Source organism: Streptomyces sp. NPDC005263 (genome assembly GCF_042872365.1).
In the GTDB taxonomy this organism is placed as follows: domain Bacteria; phylum Actinomycetota; class Actinomycetes; order Streptomycetales; family Streptomycetaceae; genus Streptomyces.
This window is the reverse complement of record NZ_JBIAKJ010000001.1, coordinates 1,063,786-1,085,071: the sequence shown is the minus strand read 5'-3', so window position 1 is coordinate 1,085,071 and position 21,286 is coordinate 1,063,786. Positions and strand designations below refer to the sequence as shown.

Here is a 21,286-nt window from a genome sequence, read left to right as displayed (position 1 = left end):
CCTTGAATCCGTCGGGGACCTTGGTGTTCGGCCGCCGGTGATCATGGTGGTGCGTCAGTACTGCTGAACTCCATCCGTGCGTCGGACCACTCGGCGTTCTTGTGGCTGTACGTCCCGGCGGCACCGTACAGCCACCCATTCGATCGCGAAGGGCGCCTGACGGGCATCTGCCCTGGTCAGGCGCCCTTTTTCTGTGTCTAGAAGAATCCCAGCTTCTTCGGCGAGTACGACACCAGCATGTTCTTCGTCTGCTGATAGTGCTCCAGCATCATCTTGTGCGTCTCACGTCCGATTCCCGACTGCTTGTATCCGCCGAAGGCGGCGTGTGCCGGGTAGGCGTGGTAGCAGTTGGTCCAGACGCGGCCCGCCTGGATCGACCGGCCCGCGCGGTAGGCCGTGTTGATGTCCCGCGTCCAGACGCCCGCGCCGAGCCCGTACAGGGAGTCGTTGGCGATTTTGATCGCGTCGTCGAAGTCGTCGAAGGACGTCACCGAGACCACCGGTCCGAAGATCTCCTCCTGGAAGATCCGCATGCGGTTGTCGCCCTCGAAGATGGTCGGCTGGACGTAGTAGCCGCCCTTCAACTCGCCGTCGTACTGGACGCGTTCACCGCCGGTGAGAATCTTCGCGCCCTCCTGCCGGCCGATGTCCAGATAGGAGAGGATCTTCTCCAGCTGGTCGTTGGAGGCCTGGGCGCCGATCATGGTGTCGGTGTCCAGGGGGTGACCCGGCTTGATCAGCTCCGTACGTGCCACGGCCGCCTCCAGGAACTCGGCGTAGTGGCCCCGCTGGATGAGCGCCCGGGACGGGCAGGTGCACACCTCTCCCTGGTTGAGCGCGAACATGGTGAAGCCTTCGAGTGCCTTGTCGCGGAAGTCGTCGTTCTGCGCCCATACGTCGTCGAAGAAGATGTTGGGCGACTTGCCGCCGAGTTCCAGGGTGACGGGCTTGATGTTCTCCGAGGCGTACTGCATGATCAGCCGCCCCGTCGTGGTCTCGCCCGTGAACGCCACCTTCGCCACCCGCGGGCTGGATGCCAGCGGCTTGCCGGCCTCCGCGCCGAAGCCGTTGACGATGTTCACCACACCGGGAGGGAGCAGGTCCGCGATGAGGCTCATCCAGTAGTGGATGGAGACCGGAGTCTGCTCGGCGGGCTTGATGACGACCGCGTTGCCCGCCGCCAGGGCGGGGGCCAGCTTCCAGGTGGCCATCAGGATGGGGAAGTTCCAGGGGATGATCTGCGCGACGACGCCCAGCGGCTCGTGGAAGTGGTACGCCACCGTGTCGTCGTCGATCTCGCCGAGTGAGCCTTCCTGCGCACGGATCGCTCCCGCGAAGTAGCGGAAGTGGTCGATGGCGAGCGGGATGTCGGCCGCCAGCGTCTCCCGGACGGGCTTGCCGTTCTCCCAGCTCTCCGCCACCGCCAGGGGTTCGAGGTGTGCCTCCATCCGGTCGGCGATCTTCAGCAGGATGTCGGAGCGTTCGGTCACCGAGGCCCGGCCCCAGGCGGGGGCGGCCGCATGCGCCGCGTCGAGTGCCTTCTCCACGTCCGCCGCGGTGCCGCGCGCGACCTCCGTGAACGGTTGCCCGTTCACGGGGGACGGGTTCTCGAAGTACTGTCCGCGGGCCGGCGGCACGTACTCGCCGCCGATGAAATGGTCGTAGCGCGCCTGGTAGGAGACGATCGCACCCTCGGTTCCGGGCGCCGCGTATCGGGTCATCCTGCTCTGCCTCCCTCACAAGCGCTGCCCGCCGTCGGGCAGCTGACAGCCCGAGGCTAGGAAGCGGGAGGTTGCAAGTACGTTGCGGTGCTCCGCGGTTCGAAGAGCTCAGATCGCGTTACCGATGTCGCGGCGCCGACGCCAACTCGGACTCCAGCGCCGCCAGACGTGCCCGCACCGCCGCCGTCGGCCGTACCGCGGCGAGCGCCCGCCATACGTCCAGGTCGTCCTCGCCCCAGGGAGCGTGTGCCCAGTCCGCCAGCAGGTCCGGGTCCCCGCGGGCGATCAGCGCCGAACGCAAGCCGTCGGCGAGGCGCCGCCGCAGCCGCACCACCGCCGGTGCCTGCGAGCCGGGCAACAGCGGACCGGTGTACGCACTCGCCGCCGCCGTCACGGCGCCGCTCTCCAACCGCCGTTCGACGACGGCGACATCCGACTCGACCGGCACGGTGAGGCGGTAGGGACGGGACGCGAGCAGACCCGGGCCCAGTATCCGGCGCAACCGTGCCAGCTCGGCACGCAGCGTCACCGGCGTCACCGACTCGTCCTCGTACAGCGCGCACAGCAGCTCCTCGCCGCTCAGGCCCTCCGGACGGCGGGCCAGCAGCACCACGATCTCGCTGTGCCGACGGCTGAGCCGGATCCTTCGCCCGCCGGCGCACAGCTGGGTCTCGTCACGTCCCAGCGCGCTGAGCTGCGGCGTGTCGAGTGTCGGCTGCTCGGGCAGCAGCAGCGCCAGCTGGGACTCGGCGGCTCGCGCCACCGCCTGCACGAACCCCAGACTGTGCGGATGCGCCAGGCCGTCCCCGCCGGTGATGTCGACGGCCCCGAGCACCCGCCCGGAGCGGGGGTCGTGCACCGGGGCCGCCGCGCAGGTCCAGGGCTGTACCCGCCGGATGAAGTGCTCGGCCGCGAACACCTGCACCGGCCGGTCCAGGGCGACCGCCGTGCCCGGCGCGTTCGTCCCCACGGCGGTCTCCGCCCACCGGGCACCCGGGACGAAGTTCATCCGGTCCGCCTGGCGGCGGGTGGCCGGATGACCTTCGACCCACAGCAGCCGGCCGCGCGTGTCGCACACGGCGAGCAGATGCTCGCCGTCCGCGGCGAACGTGCCCAGCAGTTCACGGAACAGCGGCATCACCCGTGCCAGCGGGTGCTCGGCCCGGTACGCGCCGAGGTCACCGTCCGAGAGTTCCACGCTCGCGGTGCCGTCGGGCCCCACCCCTGCCCGCGCCGAACGCCGCCAGGAGTCGGCCACCACCGAACGCACCGGACGCGGCACGGTGCCGGCCTCCGTGAACGTCTCGTGCGCGCGCAGCAGCATCCGCACACGCTCGGCGGGGTCGGCCCCCGGCTCCAGGGCCACCCAGGGTTCGGACAACTCGGCCTCCCCGACAGGCGAACTCTTGGGGACATCGTCACTCCGGGTACGCGCGCGGACAACCGTTTCGACCGTGCTCCCGAACGGCGAGCAGGCACCGCCGGTGGTTCTGTCCTTTAGGTCAGGCGAGGTCGACCAGTCTCATGTAGCGGTCCCAGTCCCAGTCGGGGCCGGGGTCGGTGTGGTCCGCGCCCGGTACCTCGTAGTGTCCGATGATGTGCTCCCGGTCCTTGGGGATGCCGTAGTTCGCGCAGATCGCGGCCGTCAGCCTGGCCGACTGCTCGTACAGCGCGTCGGTGAAGTAGGCGGGCCGGTCCACCCAGCCCTCGTGTTCGACGCCGATGCTGCGGGTGTTGTAGTCCCAGTTCCCCGAATGCCAGCCGATGTCGGCCTCGCGGACGCACTGCGCGACGTGACCGTCGGCGGACCTGACGACGTAGTGCGCGGACACCTGCCGCTGCGGGTCGCGGAAGATGGCCAGTGTGTCGGCGTAGGTCTCCTGGGTGACGTGGATGACCACGAAGTCGAGGGGATAGGAGTCGGGACGATGAGAGACCGTGTAGTTGGACGCGACCGCCGGCTGCCATTCGGCCGACGGATAGTCGACGGCCCGGCCCTGCGCTCGGGCGAGCGCGTCGGGCAGCAGCGCGGTCGGGACGGCGGCGAGGACGGCGCCCTGCAACAGCCGTCGCCTGCTCGGGAACGGTCTTGCGCGTTCCATACGGAGTGCCTTTCGAAGGTGGGGGAGGTTCACTGGTGGGGCGGGGGCGCGCGCTCAGCCTCGTAGCGTCGCCGCTGCCTGCCGAAGCAGGGCGTGCACCCTTTGTGAGTTTCGCGCTCGGACGGCCGTTGTTTGCGGATCTTGGCCACGCAGGCGCAGTTGGTGTCGGTGCCCTTGCCGACATGTGATCCCTCGTCAGCCGGACGCGGCAGCTGTGCACAACCGCTGCGCCCCGCGTGAATCACGGTACGGCGCTTGCCGGTTGGGCAGCCGGACGTCGTCTGCCTCGGTGGACGACGGCACGGTTGGGGACAACTCGCTCACCCGGACGAGTGAAACCGCCGTGCACATGTGGGTCGGCCGCACCTGCGCCCGTGAATCAGCCGGGCTTGCGCCCGTGAACCGGCAGGACCCGCGCCCGTGAACCAGCAGGACCCGCCCCGCGAAGTCGCCCAGCGGTCAGGCCCGTTCGGCCACCATCGCCGGATCGTCCAGCACCGCCCGTACCACCGAGTGCGCGGCCCCCAGCAACGGCCCCTCGGAACCCAGCCGGGACACGGACACCGGGCAGGCCGGCCCCGCCGTGCGGCGGGCCAGCTCGTCCCGCAGTGACGGCAGCAGCCAGGGCGCGAGCGCCGCCAGCGCACCGCCGAGGACGACGCCCTCGGGGTCCAGCAGGTTGACCGCCCCGGTCAGCGCTGTCCCGAGCGCCTCTCCCGCGCCGCGCAGGGCAGCCCGTACGGTCTCGTCGCCCTGCGTGGCCCGCTGCGCGAGCAGCCCCACGCGGTCCTCGCCCGGCTCCAGACCGGCCGCCCGCAGCACCGCCTCCTCACCGGCGTACTGCTCGAGGCAGCCGCGTCCGCCGCACGGGCAGTCCGGCCCGTCCGGGTGGACCGGCACATGTCCCAACTCGCCGGCGAAACCACGGGTTCCACGCAGCAGTCGGCCGTCCACGACGACCGCGGCACCGATGCCGATCTCGGCGGACACGTGCAGGAAGTCGCGCGGGGTGCCGCCGCCGAGCCAGAGCTCGGCGAGGGCACCGAAGTTGGCCTCGTTGCCCACGGTCGGCGTGAACTCGGCGGGCAGCAGGGCACCGAGGTCCGTGTCGTGCCAGTCGAGGTTCGGGGCGCGTACGACGGTCCGCGCGTCTCGTGCCACCAGCCCCGGTACGGCCACGGCCAGGCCGGCGGCCCACAGCCCCTCGGTCTCCGCCTCGGCGACGACCCGGCGGACCAGGTCGGCGAGTTCCGCGACCACCGGTCCGGGCGAGCGGCCCCGGTTCGCGCCGTGCCGCACCGCCCGGGCCCGCACCTGCCCCCGCAGATCGACCGCGCAGACCGCGAGGTGGTCGACGCCGACCTCGGCGCCGATCCCGGCCGGTCCGCGCCCGCTGACCGCGAGCGCCGACCCCGGCCTGCCCACCCGGCCGGGCCGCTCCGGACCGAGTTCCTCCAGCAGTCCGGACCGGATGAGTTCGTCGACCAGGCTCGACACCGCGGCACGGGTGAGACCGATGCGCGCGGCGACGGTGGCGCGGGACAGCTGCCCCTCGGCACTCACGGCGTGCATGACCCGGGCGAGGTTGCGCCGCCGCATGCCCTGCTGGGTGTCGGGCAGCGCACGCCCGGGCCCGCCCGGGTGGGTCTCGTGCAGCGGTGCGGTCATGCCTCCGCCCGTTCTCGGTCGATGGTGTCCGGCGCCGGCTGACGGCCGGACCGCGCACGTCGACTGTCGTGCGTCACCAGGTGTCCGTCAGCTCGGGTCCGTCCCCCGCTCCAGCAGCGGGGACGCGTCGGAGAGTACCCCGGAGATCCTTGCCAGGGCCGCCTCGTCCCGCTCCACGGCGTCGAGCACCGGCCCGGCCGCCGTGTTCCAGCGTCGGGCGACCGCGCCCGGGCTCTCGCCGGTGAGCAGGCCTGCTGCCTGGGCCGCCGCACCCAACGCGACCAGTTCCTTGGCCTCGGGCACCTGGACGGGACGCCCCGACAGCCTGCGGACGGTCTGCTGCCACGCGGTGCCCCGGGCGCCGCCGCCGATCAGCAGCAGCGGGGTCGAACGGTCGGCGTCCTCGTCGAGGACCAGGTCGAGTGCGCCGAGCAGCGCGTGGACGGCGCCGTCGTACGCGGCCTGCAGAAGCTGGCCTCCGGTCGTGTCGTGGCGCAGGCCGTGCAGCAGCCCGGAGGCGTTCGGAAGGTTCGGGGTGCGTTCGCCGTCCAGGTAGGGGAGGAGGGTGACGTCCGTCGGCGCCACCGCCTCACGGTCGAGACCCAGCAGCGCGGCGACGCGGTCGACGGCGAGGGTGCAGTTCAGGGTGCAGGCCAGCGGCAGCCAGTCGCCGTGGGCGTCGGCGAAGCCCGCCACGGTGCCGGTCGGGTCGGTGGGGCGGCGCTCGGACACCGCGTAGACCGTGCCGGAGGTGCCCAGACTCAGCACGGCGGTGCCGGGACGCAGGCCGAGCCCGAGCGCGGCGGCGGCGTTGTCGCCGGTTCCCGGAGCGACCAGGGTGCCCTTGGCGAACGGCAGGTCGTGGCCGTCGCGCACGGTACCGGCCACTTCGCCGGGGCGGACCACACGGGGCAGCAGGGCGGGATCGAGCCCCACGTGGGTGAGGATCTCGTCGTCGTACGTCTCCGTCGCCGACGCCCACCAGCCGGTGCCGGAGACGTCGCCGCGGTCGGTCGTGCCCTGGCCGGTGAGCCGTTCGGTGAGGTAGTCGTGGGGCAGACGTACGGCCTTGGTGGCGCGGAGGTTCTCCGGCTCGTGCTCGGCCAGCCAGGCCCACTTCGTGACCGTGAAGGAGGCGGCCGGAACGGAGCCGGTGCGTTCGGCCCAGAACTTGGCGCCGCCGAGCTCCTCGGTCAGCCGGCGTGCCTGCGGCGCCGAGCGCACGTCGTTCCACAGCAGGGCCGGACGCACCGGTTCCCCCTGGGCGTCGAGCGTGACCAGGCCGTGCTGCTGCCCGCCGATCGACACCGCGGCCGCCTCGCGCGCCGCGTCCCCGCACTGGCGCAGGGCCTCACCCAGCGCGTCCCACCACTGGCGCGGGTCGCTCTCGCGGCCGGCCCCGGAGGACACGGTGTGCGGGGCCTGTCCGCCGGCCACCACCCGTCCGGTCGACGCGTCGACGACCAAAGCCTTGGTGGACTGGGTGGATGTGTCCACACCGACGACGAGCGGACCTTCGGCTGCTGACATCGGGCTCTCCCTAAGTGCGGCTCATGTCTCTCACTGCGTATGCGTCCCTGCCTGAAGACATCTTGTCCCTTCCCAGAGACGCGTCGGCATACTAATTTGTAAATCGCCATGACGAAATAGTCGGCACTGCGCAGTCGCACGCCACGCAGAGTCCCCAGCGACACAGCAGTCGCAAGCAACGCATCAATCAGTCGCAAGCACGCAGCCATCAGCGCAAGCAACAAGGAGCCGCGGCATGAACTACCAGCCCACCCCCGAGGACAGGTTCACCTTCGGCCTGTGGACCGTCGGCTGGCAGGGACGGGACCCCTTCGGCGACGCCACCCGCCGGGCCCTCGACCCGGTCGAGTCGGTGCGGCGCCTGTCCGAGCTCGGTGCCCACGGTGTGACCTTCCACGACGACGACCTGATCCCCTTCGGTTCGTCCGACGCCGAGCGCGAGGCCCACATCAAGCGCTTCCGGGAGGCCCTCGACGCGACCGGCATGAAGGTGCCGATGGCCACCACCAACCTCTTCACGCACCCCGTCTTCAAGGACGGCGCCTTCACCGCCAACGACCGCGATGTGCGCCGTTACGCCCTGCGCAAGACGATCCGCAACATCGACCTCGCGGTCGAGCTCGGCGCCGAGACCTACGTCGCCTGGGGCGGACGTGAGGGCGCCGAGTCAGGTGGCGCCAAGGACGTACGCGACGCCCTCGACCGCATGAAGGAGGCCTTCGACCTCCTCGGCGAGTACGTGACCGACCAGGGCTACGACCTGCGCTTCGCGATCGAGCCCAAGCCCAACGAGCCGCGCGGCGACATCCTGCTGCCCACGGTCGGCCACGCACTGGCGTTCATCGAGCGACTTGAGCGGCCCGAGCTGTACGGCGTCAACCCGGAGGTCGGCCACGAGCAGATGGCCGGGCTGAACTTCCCGCACGGCATCGCACAGGCCCTGTGGGCGGGCAAGCTCTTCCACATCGACCTCAACGGCCAGTCCGGCATCAAGTACGACCAGGACCTGCGCTTCGGCGCGGGCGACCTGCGGGCCGCCTTCTGGCTGGTCGACCTCCTGGAGAATGCGGGATACCAGGGCCCGAGGCACTTCGACTTCAAGCCGCCGCGCACCGAGGACCTCGACGGTGTGTGGGCGTCGGCCGCGGGCTGCATGCGCAACTACCTCATCCTCAAGGACCGCGCGGCCGCCTTCCGCGCCGACCCCGAGGTCCAGGAAGCCCTGCGCGCCTCGCGGCTGGACGAGCTGGCGCAGCCCACCGCGGCCGACGGCCTCAAGGGGCTGCTCGCGGACCGTACGGCCTTCGAGGGGTTCGACGTCGAGGCGGCCGCCGCGCGCGGGATGGCCTTCGAGCGGCTCGACCAGCTGGCGATGGACCACTTGCTGGGAGCGCGTGGCTGACGCACGTGCGCGTGCCGCCTTGAGCGGCTCCAGCTGAGCTCCCCACGCGGAATGTGCCGGAATCGTGCGGTCCATGGCATGAGTCCGTATCAACTTCCGTGCGGGGGTCTCGACTTGACCGGTTCGGGGCGACTCTGGGGGGTATGGGCATGCCGCCGGTACCCCCTCGACCGCCCGGACCGCCGGACAACACCCCGCCTCCGGGCGGCGGTTTCGGACCGCCACCTGACGGCTACGGCCACGACGGACCTCCTCCTGACGGCTACGGCCACCACGGACCACCCTCGAAAAGGTGGCGCGGCCCCCTCTACGCCCTGCTGGTCGTTCTCGTGGCCGCCGTGGCGGTCGTCGCGGTGGTCCTCATGAGCTCGGGGAGCGACGACGCGCCGGACGAGCAGCCGCCCGCCGGGAGCAGCGCCGGCACCGGCCGCTCGCCCTTGCCGTCGTTCAGTCCGCCGACCGAGGTGCCCAGCGGACTGCCCAGCGATCTGCCCTCGTGGTTCCCGACCGAGGTGCCGAGCGGCTTTCCCAGCGATATCGAATCGCTGTTCCCGTCCCTGGCCGGGGAGTTCCCGCAGCCCTGAGCCGAAGGCAAGGGGGCGACGGGGGAGTGGGGGAGTCTCTTCCGTTTCGGCCGATCGGACCGCCCCGAGTCGGACACCGGCGTCGTACCACGGTATGACGTCATCCGTGTGGTTCAGCCCGCGGGTCGACCGGATCGGGGCCGTCCGCTTCCTAACGTTGCTGGTGAGGCGTCCGACAGGCGCCCGGGGCCGAGGGAAGGCATGCTGATGATCGAGGCGCGGGTACTGACCAAGAGGTACGGGGAGAAGACCGCGGTGGACCGGCTGGACTTCGCCGTGAAGCCAGGGACCGTGACCGGGTTCCTGGGGCCCAACGGCGCGGGGAAGTCCACCACGATGCGCATGATCGTTGGACTGGACGCCCCGACGAGCGGGTCCGTGACCGTGAACGGTCGCCGCTACGCTCAGCACCGGGCGCCTTTGCAGGAGGTCGGCGCGCTGTTGGAGGCGAAGTCGATCCACCCGGGCCGGTCGGCCTTCAACCACCTCAACGCGCTTGCGCTGACGCACGGGATTCCACGGAGCCGGGTGGAGGAGGTCATCGATCTGGCCGGTCTGGGCAGTGTGGCGAAGAAGCGGGCCGGGGCCTTCTCCCTGGGCATGGGCCAGCGGCTCGGTATCGCGGCGGCACTGCTCGGGGATCCGCAGACGGTGATGCTGGACGAGCCGGTCAACGGCCTCGATCCGGAAGGCGTGCTGTGGATCCGCAACCTGCTGACGGGGCTCGCGCAGGAGGGGCGGACGGTGTTCGTCTCCTCGCATCTGATGAGCGAGATGGCCCTGGTGGCGGACCACCTGATCATCGTGGGACGCGGGCGGTTGCTGGCCGACACGACCGTGCAGGACCTGGTCCGAGAGGCGGGCGGTGACACGGTGAATGTGGCGACGCAGGATCCGGCGCGGTTGCGGGACGTCCTGGCGGGGCCGGGCGTCGACATCACCGGTCAGGTCGGTTCCGAGAAACTGCAGGTGACGGGGCTCACCGCACGCGAGATCGGCCTGAAGGCGGCCGAGCACGGAATCCCCCTGTTCGAGCTGAGCGCGCGGGCGGTGTCATTGGAACAGGCGTTCATGGACCTGACCAGGGATGCGGTGGAATACCACGGCACCACGACCGGCGCCGACACCCTTGGGAGGGTGGCATGAGTTCTCTCACCGCGACCGCCGAGCCCCAACTGACCCCTACCCCTCCGGATCGCCCCGGCTACAAGGTGAACGGATGGCGGGTACTGCGCTCGGAGTGGGCCAAACTGTGGTCCCTGCGCTCGACGTGGATCACTCTGACCCTGGGCCTGCTGTTCCTGCTGGTGTTCGGGCTGATCGTTTCCCTGCAGTTCAATGCCGGCAATCTGGACCGCGACTTCGCCACCTCCAAGGCCGTGGACCTGTCCCTGTTCGGTATCCCCTTCGCGCAGCTGGCCCTCGGTGTCCTCGGTGTGCTGGTGATGGCGGGGGAGTACTCCACCGGAATGATCCGCTCGACGCTGGCGGCGGTGCCGCGTCGGCTGCCGGTGCTGTGGTCCAAAGCGGGGTTGTACGGGCTGGTGGCCACGGCGGTCGGTACGGCCGGCGTGGCTATCACGTTCCTGGTCGGCAACCGCATCGTCTCCGGCACCTCGGCGGCCCAGAGCCTGTCGGACTCGGGCGTCGTACGGTCCCTGCTGGGGGCGGGGCTCTACCTCGGCCTGATCGGCGTGACCTGTGTCGCGCTGGGGGCGCTGCTGCGGTCGGTGGCGGGCGGCATCTCGGTGCTGGTCGGCGTGTTCGTCCTGGCGCCCGGTCTGACCCGGCTCCTTCCCAGCTCCTGGCAGGACAACGTCGGTCCCTACCTGCCGAGCAACGCGGGGGAGTCCATGTACACCCTGACACCCGACCCCTCCGCCCTGTCCCCCGGAGCCGGCCTGGCGGTGATCCTCTGCTGGACGGTGCTCGCGCTGGCGGGCGCGGCATACCGGCTCAAGCGCAAAGACGTCTGAGGCGTCCGGACACCCAGGGAACTGCCGTGAGCATCGATCACACCGGCGGCATGGGGCGCTTCGTCGCCCGGCTCAACCGCGGCGGCCAGCGGTTGCGGCAGGTGGACCGCGCCCATCCATGGGCACTGGACACCGCGACGGTCGTGGTGATCGTCGTGATGTTCTGTCTGCCGGACGTGCTGCCCGAGCGCGCGGGGGACGACGGCCCGCGGAAGCTGAACCTCATGTTCACCGAGCTGCCCCTGGCGGCGACGCTGGCACTGCAGGCCGGGCTGGTGCTGCCCCTGCTGTGGCGGCGGCGGAAGCCGCTGGTGGCCTTCGGTGTCATCGCGGCCGTGTTCCTGCTCCAGTGGTCACTCAACGCCGGACTGCGCGCGGACGTCGCCCTCTTTGTCGCCCTGTACAGCCTGGCCCTGCACGGCAGGCTCACGCAGCTGCCCTGGGCCTGCGCCCTCATGGCGGGCGCGATGGTGCTGCCGGCGCTCCGCGTGTCTCCGTCCGTGTCCGTCGCGGACGCCCTCTTCTTCCTGCTGAGTACGGCGACCGCGGCAGTGGCCCTCGGACTCATGATCAGGATTCGTCGGGCCCAGCTCGCCGGGCTGCGGGAACGGGCGGCCCAGCTGGAGATCGAACGCGACCAGCGCAGCAAACTGGCCACCGCCACCGAACGGGCCCGGGTGGCCCGCGAGATGCACGACATCGTCGGACACAACCTGGCCGTCATCGTCTCCCTCGCCGATGCCGGCGCGTACGCCGCCGATGCCGCTCCGGAACGCGGCAAGGAGGCACTGAACCTGATCGGCGACACCGGCCGTCAGGCTCTGGGCGAGTTGCGGAGGGTGCTCGGTGTGCTGCGTGAGGCGGCGGACACGTCGTCGTCCGGCGCCCCGCTCAGCCCGCAGCCCGGCATGATGGACATCGACATGTTGTGCGCCGGCGTGCGGGCCGCCGGCCCGGAGGTCGCCTACCGCACTGTCGGCGACATGGACACCCTGGACACGGGGGTGCAGCTGACGGCGTATCGCATCGTTCAGGAGGCCCTCACCAACACGCTCAAGCATGCCGGTGCCGAGACCCGGGTGAACCTGTCGATCGTCGTCGAGGGCACCCGGCTGGAGATCCGGGTCAAGGACACCGGCCCGCCGGGCCCGGCCGAACCGCCCAGCGAGGAGGGACACGGACTGGTGGGCATACGTGAGCGAGCGGCACTGTACGGCGGGGTCGTCAGCGCGGGACCCGCGACCGACGGCGGCTGGAACGTGGAGGTCACCCTCGACCTCACTCCCCAAGGAGGTGACCGATGACCACTGTGCTCATCGTCGACGACCAGCCGCTTCAGCGCTACGCCTTCCGCCTCCTGCTGGAGTCCGCCCCCGAGACCGCCGTACTCGGTGAGGCAGCACACGGCGCCGAAGCCGTCCGCCTGACGGCGGAACTACGCCCCGACGTCGTCCTCATGGACATCCGCATGCCCGGCATGGACGGCATCGAGGCCACTCGCCGCATCGTCGCCGCCGGTGACCGCTCCCGCATTCTCGTGCTGACCACCTTCGACCTCGACGAATACGTCCATGCCGCCCTCCGCGCGGGTGCCAGCGGGTTCCTCCTGAAGGACGTGCGTGCCGAAGAACTGCTCGCCGGAATCCGGGCCGTCGCCGGCGGTGACGCTGTGATCGCCCCCGCGCTCACCCGTCGCCTCCTGGACGAATACGCCGAGCACGTACCGGAACATGTCGACGGCCCGGCTCAGGAAGCGAGACTGCGCGCTCTCACCGACCGGGAACGCGAGATCCTCGTCGCCATCGGCAAGGGTTGGACCAACGGCGAGATCGCCGCCCATTTCGTCGTGGCCGAGTCCACCGTCAAGACCCACGTCCGCCGCATCCTGGCCAAGATCGGCGCCCGCGACCGCATCCAGGCCGTGATCTTCGCCTACGACCTCGGACTCGCCCGTCCCAAGACCGGTTGAGCCGGATGTGGCGGGAGCATCAGTCCGTGATGACCGCGTCGCGCTGGATCCACTCGGGGTTGCGGGCCGCCTTGTACAGGAAGTCGGCGACGTCCGCGCGGCTGATCGTCGGGTTGCCCTTCATCGGGAGACGCTCGCCGACGAGGTAGGTGCCCTTGGCGGGGTTCTTGGTCAGCATGGTCGGGTAGACCAGCGTCCAGTCCAGGCCGCTGGAGCGGATCCCCTTCTCGGAGATCTCCTTGTTCGCGTAGATGTTCCGCAGGAACGTGCTGTAGAAGACCTTCTGCAAGGCGCTCGCCGACCGGTAGGTGTCACCCACGCCGAACGACGACAGCCACACCAGGCGCGATATGCCCGTTTCCTTGGCCGCGCCGGTCACGGCTGCCGCGGCGCGAGTGAACAGGTCGTCCGCGCGCAGGGATGTGCTCCTGCCGAGAGCCGAGATGATGACGTCCTGTCCGATCATGGCCTTCGCGACGTCGTTGTGCGAGGTGGCGTCTCCGGCGACCACGTTGACCCGATCTGCCAGGTCGCCCAGCGCCTCCGGCCTGCGGGCCAGGGCGGTGACCGTGTCACCGGCTTCGAGGGCCAGGTCGACGACGTGGCGACCGGTCGGGCCGGTCGCACCGAGGATGAGCAGATTCATGGCTTGGTGCCTTCCGTGTGGTCAGGGGTGTGGGTAGCGCCTCCGCTCCCGCTGATCACGTACGTGGCGTAGCGGGGGGCCTAAGCGGACAACTGTCCGCTGTCATGAAAACGTACCGGACAATTATCCGGTTAGCAAGGAAGGGGTGCTTGGAGGGGCTGCTTGTAGCGGTCGCTCGCGGGGTTGCGGCACATCGTGCGGGCCCGGCGGGTTGGGGGTCACCCTTGCTTGGGGGAGGGCATGCCGATCCCGTGTGCGCGCAAGGAGTCGCCCATCTTGGTCGGTGGCCTGAGCAGCTCGTGTCGTTGCTCGGCGGTGGTGAACCGCGTGATGGAGGCGGAACTCCCACGGGCCAGGGAGCCCTCATGTGCACCCGGCGGGCAGATGAGGTGGCCGTCGAGCCGTCCCCCGGGCTGAACGTCCCGCCCGACCTGATCAGGGGCTTCAGCGCCGCGGGCATGATTGTCGACCAGGGGGCGGCTCAGTCCTTGATCGTGGCGAGGATGAGCGCCTGCAGCTGTTCCGTGATGTGGTCGAGGGGCTGGGTGCTGCGCTTCGCGCGGCACATGGCCACGGTTCCCTCGACGGCGGCGACGACGAGCGTGGCGAGCTGAGCCGCCTGATCGGGCTCGGCGCCGTGCTCCCGCAACGAGGTGGCGAGCAGGCTTTCCCACGTGGTGAAGACGTCGGCGGCGGCCGTGAGGGCGGTAGGCGTCTCGTCGGCGGGCGGCTCCTCGATGGAGACGGCGAGTACGGGGCAGCCCGCCCGGAAGTCGCTGTCGACGACGATCTTGCGCCACAGGGCGAGAAAGGCCTGGAGGCCGACGACCGGACCCGCCGCCAGCTCCTTGCGCAGGCAACGGGCGGTCCACTCGCCCGTGAAACGGACGGCTTCGGTGGCCAGTTGTTGCTTGCCCTCGGGGAAGTAGTGGTACGTCGATCCGAGCGGGGCCCTGGCGTACTTGGCCGTCTCGCGGATGCTCGTCGCGTTCAGGCCGCGCCGGCTGATCATGTCGGCCGCACCGGTCACGATCCGCTCGCGTGCCGACGGGCTGGGCTTGGTCACCTGCACGATCCCTTCTGCTGCCGCTGGATATGACGGCCGTCATAGTCTAGCGTGGCCGCCGTCTATGACGGCCGTCATAGACCTGTGCCGTCGCACCAGCAGGAGAGATGCCCATGCCGATGATCCGTCTCACGGCCCCGGCGAAGGAGTAGCGCGCCGATGCGTGAACTGACGTACGTCGCCAGGCGCACCGTCGAGTGGCGTGAGGCGCCCGACCCCAAGCTCCGGTCGGACGGAGAGGCGATCGTCGCTCCGGTCGCCGCAACCCCGTGCGACGTCGACTCGTCCATTCTGGCCGGCCATGGCCTCGTCGAGCCGCCCTTCGCCCTCGGCCACGAGTGCGTCGCCAGGGTCGTCGAGACCGGCGATTCGGTGAGCGCCGTAACCCCCGGCGACCTGGTCGTCGTTCCCTGGTCCATCAGCTGCGGCAGCTGCGACCGCTGCCGCGCCGGGCTGACCGCGCACTGCGCCGCCGTGCCCCACCTGGCGATGTACGGCGCCCCGGTCGGCGGCACTTGGGGCGGGCTCTTCTCCGACCTGGTCCGCGTGCCCTACGCCGACGCCATGCTCGTACCCCTGCCCGCCGGCCTCGATCCGGTCGCCATGGCCTCCGCCAGCGACAACTGGTCCCTGGCCTGGCGCCTGGTCGCCCCCCACCTCAAGGCCCGCCCCGGAGCGCGCGTGCTGGTCGTCGCCCGCGGCAGCATCGGCCTCTACGTCTGCGACATCGCTCGCGCCCTCGGCGCCTCCTTGGTGCTCTACGTCGATCCGGAGCCCGGACACCGCGAGATCGCCAGGGGGTTCGGTGCCTCCACGGCTGAAGCGATGGAGCCGATCCCGCAGGCCTTCGACATCGCGGTCGAGGCCACCGGTCGTGTCGACCAACTCGCCCTGGCCGTCAAGTGCTTGGCCCCGGAGGGGATCTGCGAATCGGCCGGCAATCACTTCCGCCCCGGCGAACTGCCCCTGCTCGACATGTATCTCACCGGCGTCACCCTGCGCATCGCGCGCGACAGCGTACGCGCCCATATCCCCGACGCCCTCGCACTCGCCGCCTCGGGTCAGGTCGCTCCGGGGAAGGTCGTCTCCCATGTCATCGACTGGGAGGACCTCCCGACCGCGTTGCCGGAGAACCATCTCAAGCCTGTCTTCGTCCGAGCCGACGACTGAGCTCCCTCGGTGCGACACAGACGCACGGTGATGCGTCACACGGGCCGGACGGTGATCGTGCAGAGCCTCTTGGTGGCCCGAGTCAGCGCCACATAGAGATCCCTCTCCCCGCCGGGGCGGGCGGTGACGATCTCCTCGGGACTCACGACGACGACCTCGTCGAACTCCAGGCCGCGTGCTTCGGACGCCGGCACGATGCGCGCGTGCTCGGCGATCCCCGCACTCGTCAGCTCCTCCAGCCTCGATTCGGCGCAGATCACCCCGATGAGCTCAGCAGGGTGAGCGGCGGCCTGGGTCCGCACCTCCCGGGCGACCGTGGCGCCAAGCGCATCCGGCTGCGTCGGCACGGTGCGGGGAGCCTCCCCATGGCGCAGGGACCGGGTCGGCGTCTGGTCCGGAGCGATCCGTACGAGAAGCTCCCGGGTGGTACCCAAGATCTCCTGAGTGGTGCGGTAACTGACGGTCAGAGTATGGAGGTTGAAGCGCGGGCCGACGTGGGGGCTCAATGCCTCCTTCCAGTCACGTGCCGTCGTGGCCGGGCCCGCCTGGGCGAAGTCGCCCACCAGCGTCATCGCCTTGCCCGGGCATCGTCGTACGATCATCCGCCATTGCATGGCGGTCAGTTCCTGTGCTTCATCGACGACGACGTACCCGAACGTGCGCTGCGGCGGGCCGTCGATCAAGCTCGCCGCCTCGTCCAGGAGGGGCACGTCGGCATCGGTCCACGCGTCTTCCGCGGTGCGCAGCAGTCGCGACCGCTCGTCTTCGGTCAGCCCGGGCAGGTGCTCGGCGAGAGTGTCAGGGCTTGTCAGCAGGGCACGTACGAGTTCGCCGGGCACCAGTCGCGGCCACAGCGTGTCCACCGTGCGGTCGACGTGGGCGTCGTCAAGGAGGCCGGCCCGGACGGCCTCCGCGTCGAATTCATCGGCAGGTCCCGCGCCGGGTGCGTCGTCGTGGCCGAGCCGGCGCAGGTCGGACGCCGTCGCGCGGTCGAGGTCCAAGCCGGTCAGCGTGGCGACTTCGGCGTCGATCTGCTCCAGGATGTCGCCCGTGCTGCGCTCCAGCGCGTCGGTGACGGCCTCGACCAGGAGTTCTTTGAACACCTGACGCGCGGGGTTGTGTCCCGACCCGCTCGCCAAGGCGGCGTCCCGTGCCCTGGTGACAAGGTCGTCCCGCAGGCGAACCGTTTCCTGTCCGATCCGCACGGTGAAGCCGCCGCTCGGAGCCTGATGACCGCGCACCAGGCCGGCCAGTGCGTCGGCCATCGCCGAGCTGCCCTTGAGCCGCGCTCCGTCGAGCGGCTCCGCTCTGTCCGGTAAGACGCCTGCCAGTTCCTGGCAGGTCGCCAGGACGACATCGTTCTCGCCGAGCGAGGGGAGGACCTGGGAGATGTATTCCAGGAACCGCGCGTTCGGACCGACCATCAGGACACCGTGCTCGGCCGCGCGCGGGAACGCGTACAGCACATAGGCCGCCCGGTGCAGAGCGACCACCGTCTTGCCGGTGCCGGGGCCGCCCTGGACCACCGACACCCCGCGGTGAGCGGAGCGGACGATGTCGTCCTGCTCGGCCTGCAACGTCGCGACCGCCGCCTGCATCCGACCCGTACGCCGCGCTGAAAGGGCCTCCATCAGGGGTCCGTCACCGACGACGTCCCCATCCGTCGGGGCGGAGCCGTCCAGCAACTCGTCGCTCACCGCGACCACCGTGCGCTCCTCCAGACGAAGGTGGCGGCGGCGCCGCAGGCCCATCGGGTGGACCGGCGTCGCTTCGTAGAAGGGCCGCGCCGCGTTCGCACGCCAGTCCACCAGGAGGGGCAGGTCTTCCTCGTCGGTCTGTATGCCGATCCGGCCCATATGCAGGACGGTGCCGTCGGCCCGGTCGATCCGGCCGAAAACCAGCCCGTTCTCGGCTCCTCGCAGCCGACCGATCTCCTTCGCCAGACGCTCAGCGGTGACTTCCCGCTCGTGCGCCTCGCTCGCGCTCTCGGCCGGGGCCTTGAGCACATCCGTCAGACGTGTCTGTGCCTCGGAGATCCGCCCGGTGAGCACCTCGTACAGAGTGGAGACGTGAGCTTGCTCCCACTCGACCTGGCCCGTGGCGGGGTCGTTGACCTGCGACAACAAGAGGCTCCTCTGGAAAGCGGGTTGAGTTGGGACCCGAGGCCGTGTCCGGCTGGCTGCTGCCGGTACTGCACAGATATGGCGCATTCTTCAAACTTGACTACTGAGCCGGAGTCGCCGAGGGTACAGCACTCCGACGACTTCCCCGCAAGGCTCACACCGTGATCTGGGCCACTTCGTCGCGAGGTGGCATCAACCCCCCTGCCGCGCGGTGCTGACCCCCGCGCGCACACGGGGGGTGTCCTCATGGTCGCCGCATGTGATGAAAACGTACGTTTCCTCAGGTCAGCGCGTTTCCCTGAGAGAGCCCGGAGCTCCGACATGCCCCAGAACACGCCAGCCCTCGCACTCCGCCCACGGGACGCGTCCGGCCCGCCGCCCGGCTCGAGCGAGTTCACGCCCCTGCTGCGCGCGGTCAGGAGCCAGGGCCTCCTCGCGCGTCGGCACGGCTGGTACGCGCGCGTCATCGCCCTCAACGCGCTCGCTCTGACCGGGGTGGTCACCGGCATCGTCCTGCTCGGCGGCTCCTGGTGGGTCCTGCTCCTCGCCCCGGTGCTCGCCGTGTTCGGCGCGCGCACGGCCTTCATAGGTCACGACGCCGGGCACGCGCAGATCACCGGCGACCGAGGGGTGAGCCGCCTCATCGGTCTCGTCCACGGCAACCTGCTGCTCGGGATGAGCTTCTCCTGGTGGAACCACAAGCACAGCCGGCACCACGCCAACCCCAATCACATCGACAAGGATCCCGACGTCGCCGCCGACGTCCTCGTGTTCACCGGCGAGCAGGCGAAGGAGCGGACCGGCTTCAGGCGCCGGCTCACCCGGCACCAGGCCTGGCTGTTCTTCCCGCTCACCCTCCTCGAAGGGATCGCCCTGAAGATCCAGGGCTTCAAGGACCTGCGCCGCCAGTCGCCCAGGGAGCGCCGGGTGGAGGCGGTGCTGCTGGTCGGCCACCTCGTCGGCTACGTGACGCTGCTGCTCGCGTCCATGACGCCCGGGCAGGCCCTCGCGTTCGCCGCCCTCCACCAGGCCCTCTTCGGGCTGCATCTGGGGCTGTCCTTCGCACCCAACCACAAGGGCATGGAGATGCCGGACGCGAACGGCGAACCCTGGGGGCACCTGCGCCGCCAGGTGCTCACCTCACGCAACGTCCGCGGCGGCATCGTGACCGACTGGTTGCTCGGCGGCCTCAACTACCAGATCGAGCACCACCTCTTCCCCAGCATGCCCCGCCCGCATCTGCGGCTCGCCCAGCCCCTGGTGCGCGCCCACTGCGAGGAACTGGGTATCACCTACACGCAGACCGGGCTCGTCGACTCCTACCGGCAGGCCCTGCGCCACATGCACGAGGTGGGAGAGCCCCTGCGGGCCGGATAGGGGTGCCCCTCAGGGATGCCTCAGGGGTATCTCAGGGTCACGGTCCGGAACCGTGGGAGGCACGGACCCGTTCTTCTGGACAGAGAGCGGCAGTGGCCGCGAAGGAGGCGACGCACATGTCGAAGAACGCGAAGATCGCCGCAGGAGGTGTGGCGGTCGGACTGATCCTGTTGATCTGGCTGCCCTGGTGGGCCTCGCTTCTGATAATCCTGGGAGTCCCCGCGGCCGCCTACCTCACGCTGGACCCCTCACAGCGGCGCAGGCTGCGCCGCGTGTCCCGCAAGGAGCTCGGCCGCTGACGGCCCGCCGCGCCCGAGCGGCACCTCGGCTGCGAACAGGAGATCCCCTCGACGCTCCAGGACGTCGGCCGGCGCGCCCGAGTCGGCCACATCGCGGGCCGCTCACGGGCCGGCCGGCGGCGTGGTCCGCGAGCGGCGAGCACTCGACCGTCGGGCGGTCCGGGCTGGCGCCGTACTGCTTGTCGACGTGCCGTACCGCTTGTCGACGTGCCGTACCGCCCGTGGACATGCCGTACCGCTCGTAGGCGCGGGGACCGGCCGTGGTCGTGCGGACCGGCCGCTGCGGCGCGACCGGTCGGCACGGCGTCACAGCGGGCGTACGGCCATCTTGTCGAGTGCCTCCAGCAGGCCCGGCAGCTCCGGCCCACGGCCCACCGGGAGGACCTCACCGGGCTCCTCGTCGAGGAGGACGAACGCGATGTCGTCGGTCCGCGCCACGAGCGACCAACCGGGACCGTCGGCACGCAGGGTCCGCGCGTCTCCGGGGGCGAACGACGACCTGACCCGGCCGAGCGGCGGCGGCGCGTCCACGTAGGCACGCGCCTCCGCGAGGACACGCCGGATGCCACTGTGGCCGCCCGAGGACCCCTCCTGCCGCGGAACCCCGCTTCCGGTGCCCTCCGCGGCGGCGCCCCCCTCAGGAGCGTCGGCGGACTCGCCGTCCCCGGAGACGGAGGAGTCATCTCCGCCCGGCGTCGGGAACTCGGCGTCGTTGATCTGCTCCCGCCAGGTCGCCCACTGGAGCGCGATCTCGTCGGCGCCCAGCCGCCGCTGGGCCGGCCCCCACCTGGAGGTGTCCGGCGGCGTCAGCGGAGCGCAGTCCGCGACCTCGGGGCCGGGATCGTGCGGCGCCGGCACGCCCGGGGCCGACACGGCGACCGCCAGGGGCCAGCCGGGCAGTGCGGCGACCACCGTGCGCTCGTCCGGCGACAGATCGTGCTCCATGCCGCAGTCCCAGGACGCGATGGCGACGGCGACCAGTGACACGTCGTCGACGACGACCGTCCACCTGGAGCCGTCGCCGTCCTGGCCGAGCACCAGACCGTATCCGTCGGCCATCGGCGCGAGGCCGAGCGCCGCGCAGGCCTCCGGATAGTCGTCGCCCAGCACGCTCGGGAACTTCGCCGGCGTCAGCAGCACCGCCGTCAGCACATAGAGCGCGTCGTCCGCGGCGGCGACGGTGTCCTCGTCCGTCCCGGCCATCCCAGCCTCCCCTTCGGTTCGTCCAACGGCGCGCAATCTAGTGCGCCAGGAAGGCCCTTGTCACGATTCCGCTGCCCGACCGGCCTGCAGTTTTCCGGCCGGAGGGGGCGAATCGACCATCAGTCGCCGATACCTCAGGCTGTCGGCAGGCCCAGAAGCGAACGCGCCACCGTTCGGGGCGACTCGTCGCGCTCCCTCGCGAGCGCGATCACGGCCCGGCAGGCCAGCTCGTTCACCCCGAACGACAGGGCCTCCGGGGACACCCAGCCCGCGGTCTCCTCGATCCGTTCCTGGTCGTCCTCCGCGCAGGCCGCGACATGGGCGGCCGCGGCCTCGAACAGGTTGTGCGAGCGAACCTCCCGGCCGGACTTGGCCTCGGTGCGTAACGCGTTGAGGAAACCGGCACCCGACTCGCGGACCCTGCCCCACATGCTGACCATCGTGCCCCCT

General features: G+C 70.6%; 19 protein-coding genes. 9 read left to right on the top strand and 10 right to left on the bottom strand.

Annotation, left to right across the window (positions count from 1 at the left end):
• Window positions 1-197: 197 nt before the first annotated feature.
• The 5 genes from ACFYRY_RS04910 to xylB form a co-directional block, all read right to left on the bottom strand.
• A complete protein-coding gene (locus ACFYRY_RS04910) occupies window positions 198-1,721 on the bottom strand; it encodes an aldehyde dehydrogenase family protein (protein WP_389140067.1) in 1,524 nt (507 codons plus the stop codon).
• Window positions 1,722-1,839: 118 nt separating this feature from the next.
• Entirely contained in the window at window positions 1,840-3,102 is a 1,263-nt protein-coding gene (locus tag ACFYRY_RS04905; RefSeq protein WP_389140064.1) for a GAF domain-containing protein, read from the bottom strand.
• A gap of 121 nt (window positions 3,103-3,223) precedes the next feature.
• A complete protein-coding gene (locus tag ACFYRY_RS04900) occupies window positions 3,224-3,823 on the bottom strand; it encodes an N-acetylmuramoyl-L-alanine amidase (protein ID WP_389140061.1) in 600 nt (199 codons plus the stop codon).
• 459 nt (window positions 3,824-4,282) lie between these two features.
• Entirely contained in the window at window positions 4,283-5,491 is a 1,209-nt protein-coding gene (locus tag ACFYRY_RS04895; RefSeq protein WP_389140059.1) for an ROK family protein, read from the bottom strand.
• An 87-nt stretch (window positions 5,492-5,578) separates the two neighbouring features.
• A complete protein-coding gene (xylB, locus tag ACFYRY_RS04890; protein ID WP_389140056.1) occupies window positions 5,579-7,021 on the bottom strand; it encodes a xylulokinase in 1,443 nt (480 codons plus the stop codon).
• Window positions 7,022-7,256: 235 nt separating this feature from the next.
• Here xylB and xylA point away from each other — a divergent pair, with 235 nt between their 5' ends.
• The 6 genes from xylA to ACFYRY_RS04860 all read left to right on the top strand — a co-directional run bounded on the left by xylA (window position 7,257) and on the right by ACFYRY_RS04860 (window position 12,952).
• On the top strand, window positions 7,257-8,423 hold the full coding sequence (xylA, locus tag ACFYRY_RS04885; protein WP_389140052.1) for a xylose isomerase: 1,167 nt from the start codon (window positions 7,257-7,259) through the stop codon (window positions 8,421-8,423).
• A 143-nt stretch (window positions 8,424-8,566) separates the two neighbouring features.
• A complete protein-coding gene (locus ACFYRY_RS04880; protein WP_389140050.1) occupies window positions 8,567-9,007 on the top strand; it encodes a hypothetical protein in 441 nt (146 codons plus the stop codon).
• Window positions 9,008-9,214: 207 nt separating this feature from the next.
• The gene (locus tag ACFYRY_RS04875) at window positions 9,215-10,153 is read left to right on the top strand and encodes an ATP-binding cassette domain-containing protein (protein WP_389141086.1); all 939 of its coding nucleotides are present in this window, start codon (window positions 9,215-9,217) and stop codon (window positions 10,151-10,153) included.
• Window positions 10,150-10,983: an ABC transporter permease gene (locus ACFYRY_RS04870; protein WP_389140048.1), complete on the top strand. Its 834-nt coding sequence runs from the start codon at window positions 10,150-10,152 to the stop codon at window positions 10,981-10,983. Before ACFYRY_RS04875 ends, ACFYRY_RS04870 begins: the two co-directional genes overlap by 4 nt.
• A gap of 50 nt (window positions 10,984-11,033) precedes the next feature.
• Complete coding sequence (locus ACFYRY_RS04865; RefSeq protein WP_389141084.1) at window positions 11,034-12,287, top strand: sensor histidine kinase; 1,254 nt, start codon at window positions 11,034-11,036, stop codon at window positions 12,285-12,287.
• Window positions 12,284-12,952 (top strand): response regulator, encoded by a 669-nt coding sequence (locus ACFYRY_RS04860; protein ID WP_389140045.1) that lies wholly within the window; start codon window positions 12,284-12,286, stop codon window positions 12,950-12,952. The genes ACFYRY_RS04865 and ACFYRY_RS04860 overlap by 4 nt, the downstream gene beginning before the upstream one ends.
• Before the next feature lie 19 nt (window positions 12,953-12,971).
• On the opposite strand, the gene ACFYRY_RS04855 is transcribed toward ACFYRY_RS04860, so the two are convergent.
• Together ACFYRY_RS04855 and ACFYRY_RS04850 are read right to left on the bottom strand one after the other, a co-directional pair.
• Window positions 12,972-13,598, bottom strand: a complete 627-nt coding sequence (locus ACFYRY_RS04855; RefSeq protein WP_389140042.1) for an NAD(P)-dependent oxidoreductase — start codon at window positions 13,596-13,598, stop codon at window positions 12,972-12,974.
• Between the two features lie 481 nt (window positions 13,599-14,079).
• The gene (locus ACFYRY_RS04850; protein ID WP_389140040.1) at window positions 14,080-14,664 is read right to left on the bottom strand and encodes a TetR/AcrR family transcriptional regulator; all 585 of its coding nucleotides are present in this window, start codon (window positions 14,662-14,664) and stop codon (window positions 14,080-14,082) included.
• 159 nt (window positions 14,665-14,823) lie between these two features.
• Between ACFYRY_RS04850 and ACFYRY_RS04845 the strand changes: the two genes are divergently transcribed.
• Complete coding sequence (locus tag ACFYRY_RS04845) at window positions 14,824-15,834, top strand: zinc-binding dehydrogenase (RefSeq protein ID WP_389140037.1); 1,011 nt, start codon at window positions 14,824-14,826, stop codon at window positions 15,832-15,834.
• A gap of 35 nt (window positions 15,835-15,869) precedes the next feature.
• Here the strand turns inward: ACFYRY_RS04845 and ACFYRY_RS04840 are convergent, their stop codons facing one another.
• The gene (locus ACFYRY_RS04840; protein ID WP_389140034.1) at window positions 15,870-17,957 is read right to left on the bottom strand and encodes a HelD family protein; all 2,088 of its coding nucleotides are present in this window, start codon (window positions 17,955-17,957) and stop codon (window positions 15,870-15,872) included.
• Window positions 17,958-18,278: 321 nt separating this feature from the next.
• Between ACFYRY_RS04840 and ACFYRY_RS04835 the strand changes: the two genes are divergently transcribed.
• Together ACFYRY_RS04835 and ACFYRY_RS04830 are read left to right on the top strand one after the other, a co-directional pair.
• Entirely contained in the window at window positions 18,279-19,334 is a 1,056-nt protein-coding gene (locus ACFYRY_RS04835) for a fatty acid desaturase family protein (RefSeq protein WP_389140032.1), read from the top strand.
• A 116-nt stretch (window positions 19,335-19,450) separates the two neighbouring features.
• On the top strand, window positions 19,451-19,633 hold the full coding sequence (locus ACFYRY_RS04830) for a hypothetical protein (protein WP_356773418.1): 183 nt from the start codon (window positions 19,451-19,453) through the stop codon (window positions 19,631-19,633).
• Between the two features lie 306 nt (window positions 19,634-19,939).
• On the opposite strand, the gene ACFYRY_RS04825 is transcribed toward ACFYRY_RS04830, so the two are convergent.
• Together ACFYRY_RS04825 and ACFYRY_RS04820 are read right to left on the bottom strand one after the other, a co-directional pair.
• A complete protein-coding gene (locus ACFYRY_RS04825) occupies window positions 19,940-20,836 on the bottom strand; it encodes a hypothetical protein (protein ID WP_389140029.1) in 897 nt (298 codons plus the stop codon).
• Window positions 20,837-20,970: 134 nt separating this feature from the next.
• Window positions 20,971-21,267, bottom strand: a complete 297-nt coding sequence (locus ACFYRY_RS04820) for a hypothetical protein (protein ID WP_389141082.1) — start codon at window positions 21,265-21,267, stop codon at window positions 20,971-20,973.
• Window positions 21,268-21,286 lie beyond the last annotated feature (19 nt).

What these genes read in the sequence shown, in the direction of transcription:
- ACFYRY_RS04820 (WP_389141082.1), bottom strand. Translation starts at nt 21,267, where the DNA reads ATGTGGGGCAGGGTCCGCGAGTCGGGTGCCGGTTTCCTCAACGCGTTA.
- ACFYRY_RS04880 (WP_389140050.1), top strand. Translation starts at nt 8,567, where the DNA reads ATGGGCATGCCGCCGGTACCCCCTCGACCGCCCGGACCGCCGGACAAC.
- ACFYRY_RS04830 (WP_356773418.1), top strand. Translation starts at nt 19,451, where the DNA reads ATGTCGAAGAACGCGAAGATCGCCGCAGGAGGTGTGGCGGTCGGACTG.
- xylA (WP_389140052.1), top strand. Translation starts at nt 7,257, where the DNA reads ATGAACTACCAGCCCACCCCCGAGGACAGGTTCACCTTCGGCCTGTGG.
- ACFYRY_RS04875 (WP_389141086.1), top strand. Translation starts at nt 9,215, where the DNA reads ATGATCGAGGCGCGGGTACTGACCAAGAGGTACGGGGAGAAGACCGCG.
- ACFYRY_RS04835 (WP_389140032.1), top strand. Translation starts at nt 18,279, where the DNA reads ATGCCCCAGAACACGCCAGCCCTCGCACTCCGCCCACGGGACGCGTCC.
- xylB (WP_389140056.1), bottom strand. Translation starts at nt 7,021, where the DNA reads ATGTCAGCAGCCGAAGGTCCGCTCGTCGTCGGTGTGGACACATCCACC.
- ACFYRY_RS04900 (WP_389140061.1), bottom strand. Translation starts at nt 3,823, where the DNA reads ATGGAACGCGCAAGACCGTTCCCGAGCAGGCGACGGCTGTTGCAGGGC.
- ACFYRY_RS04870 (WP_389140048.1), top strand. Translation starts at nt 10,150, where the DNA reads ATGAGTTCTCTCACCGCGACCGCCGAGCCCCAACTGACCCCTACCCCT.
- ACFYRY_RS04865 (WP_389141084.1), top strand. Translation starts at nt 11,034, where the DNA reads ATGGGGCGCTTCGTCGCCCGGCTCAACCGCGGCGGCCAGCGGTTGCGG.
- ACFYRY_RS04845 (WP_389140037.1), top strand. Translation starts at nt 14,824, where the DNA reads ATGCGTGAACTGACGTACGTCGCCAGGCGCACCGTCGAGTGGCGTGAG.
- ACFYRY_RS04855 (WP_389140042.1), bottom strand. Translation starts at nt 13,598, where the DNA reads ATGAATCTGCTCATCCTCGGTGCGACCGGCCCGACCGGTCGCCACGTC.
- ACFYRY_RS04895 (WP_389140059.1), bottom strand. Translation starts at nt 5,491, where the DNA reads ATGACCGCACCGCTGCACGAGACCCACCCGGGCGGGCCCGGGCGTGCG.
- ACFYRY_RS04860 (WP_389140045.1), top strand. Translation starts at nt 12,284, where the DNA reads ATGACCACTGTGCTCATCGTCGACGACCAGCCGCTTCAGCGCTACGCC.
- ACFYRY_RS04910 (WP_389140067.1), bottom strand. Translation starts at nt 1,721, where the DNA reads ATGACCCGATACGCGGCGCCCGGAACCGAGGGTGCGATCGTCTCCTAC.
- ACFYRY_RS04825 (WP_389140029.1), bottom strand. Translation starts at nt 20,836, where the DNA reads ATGGCCGGGACGGACGAGGACACCGTCGCCGCCGCGGACGACGCGCTC.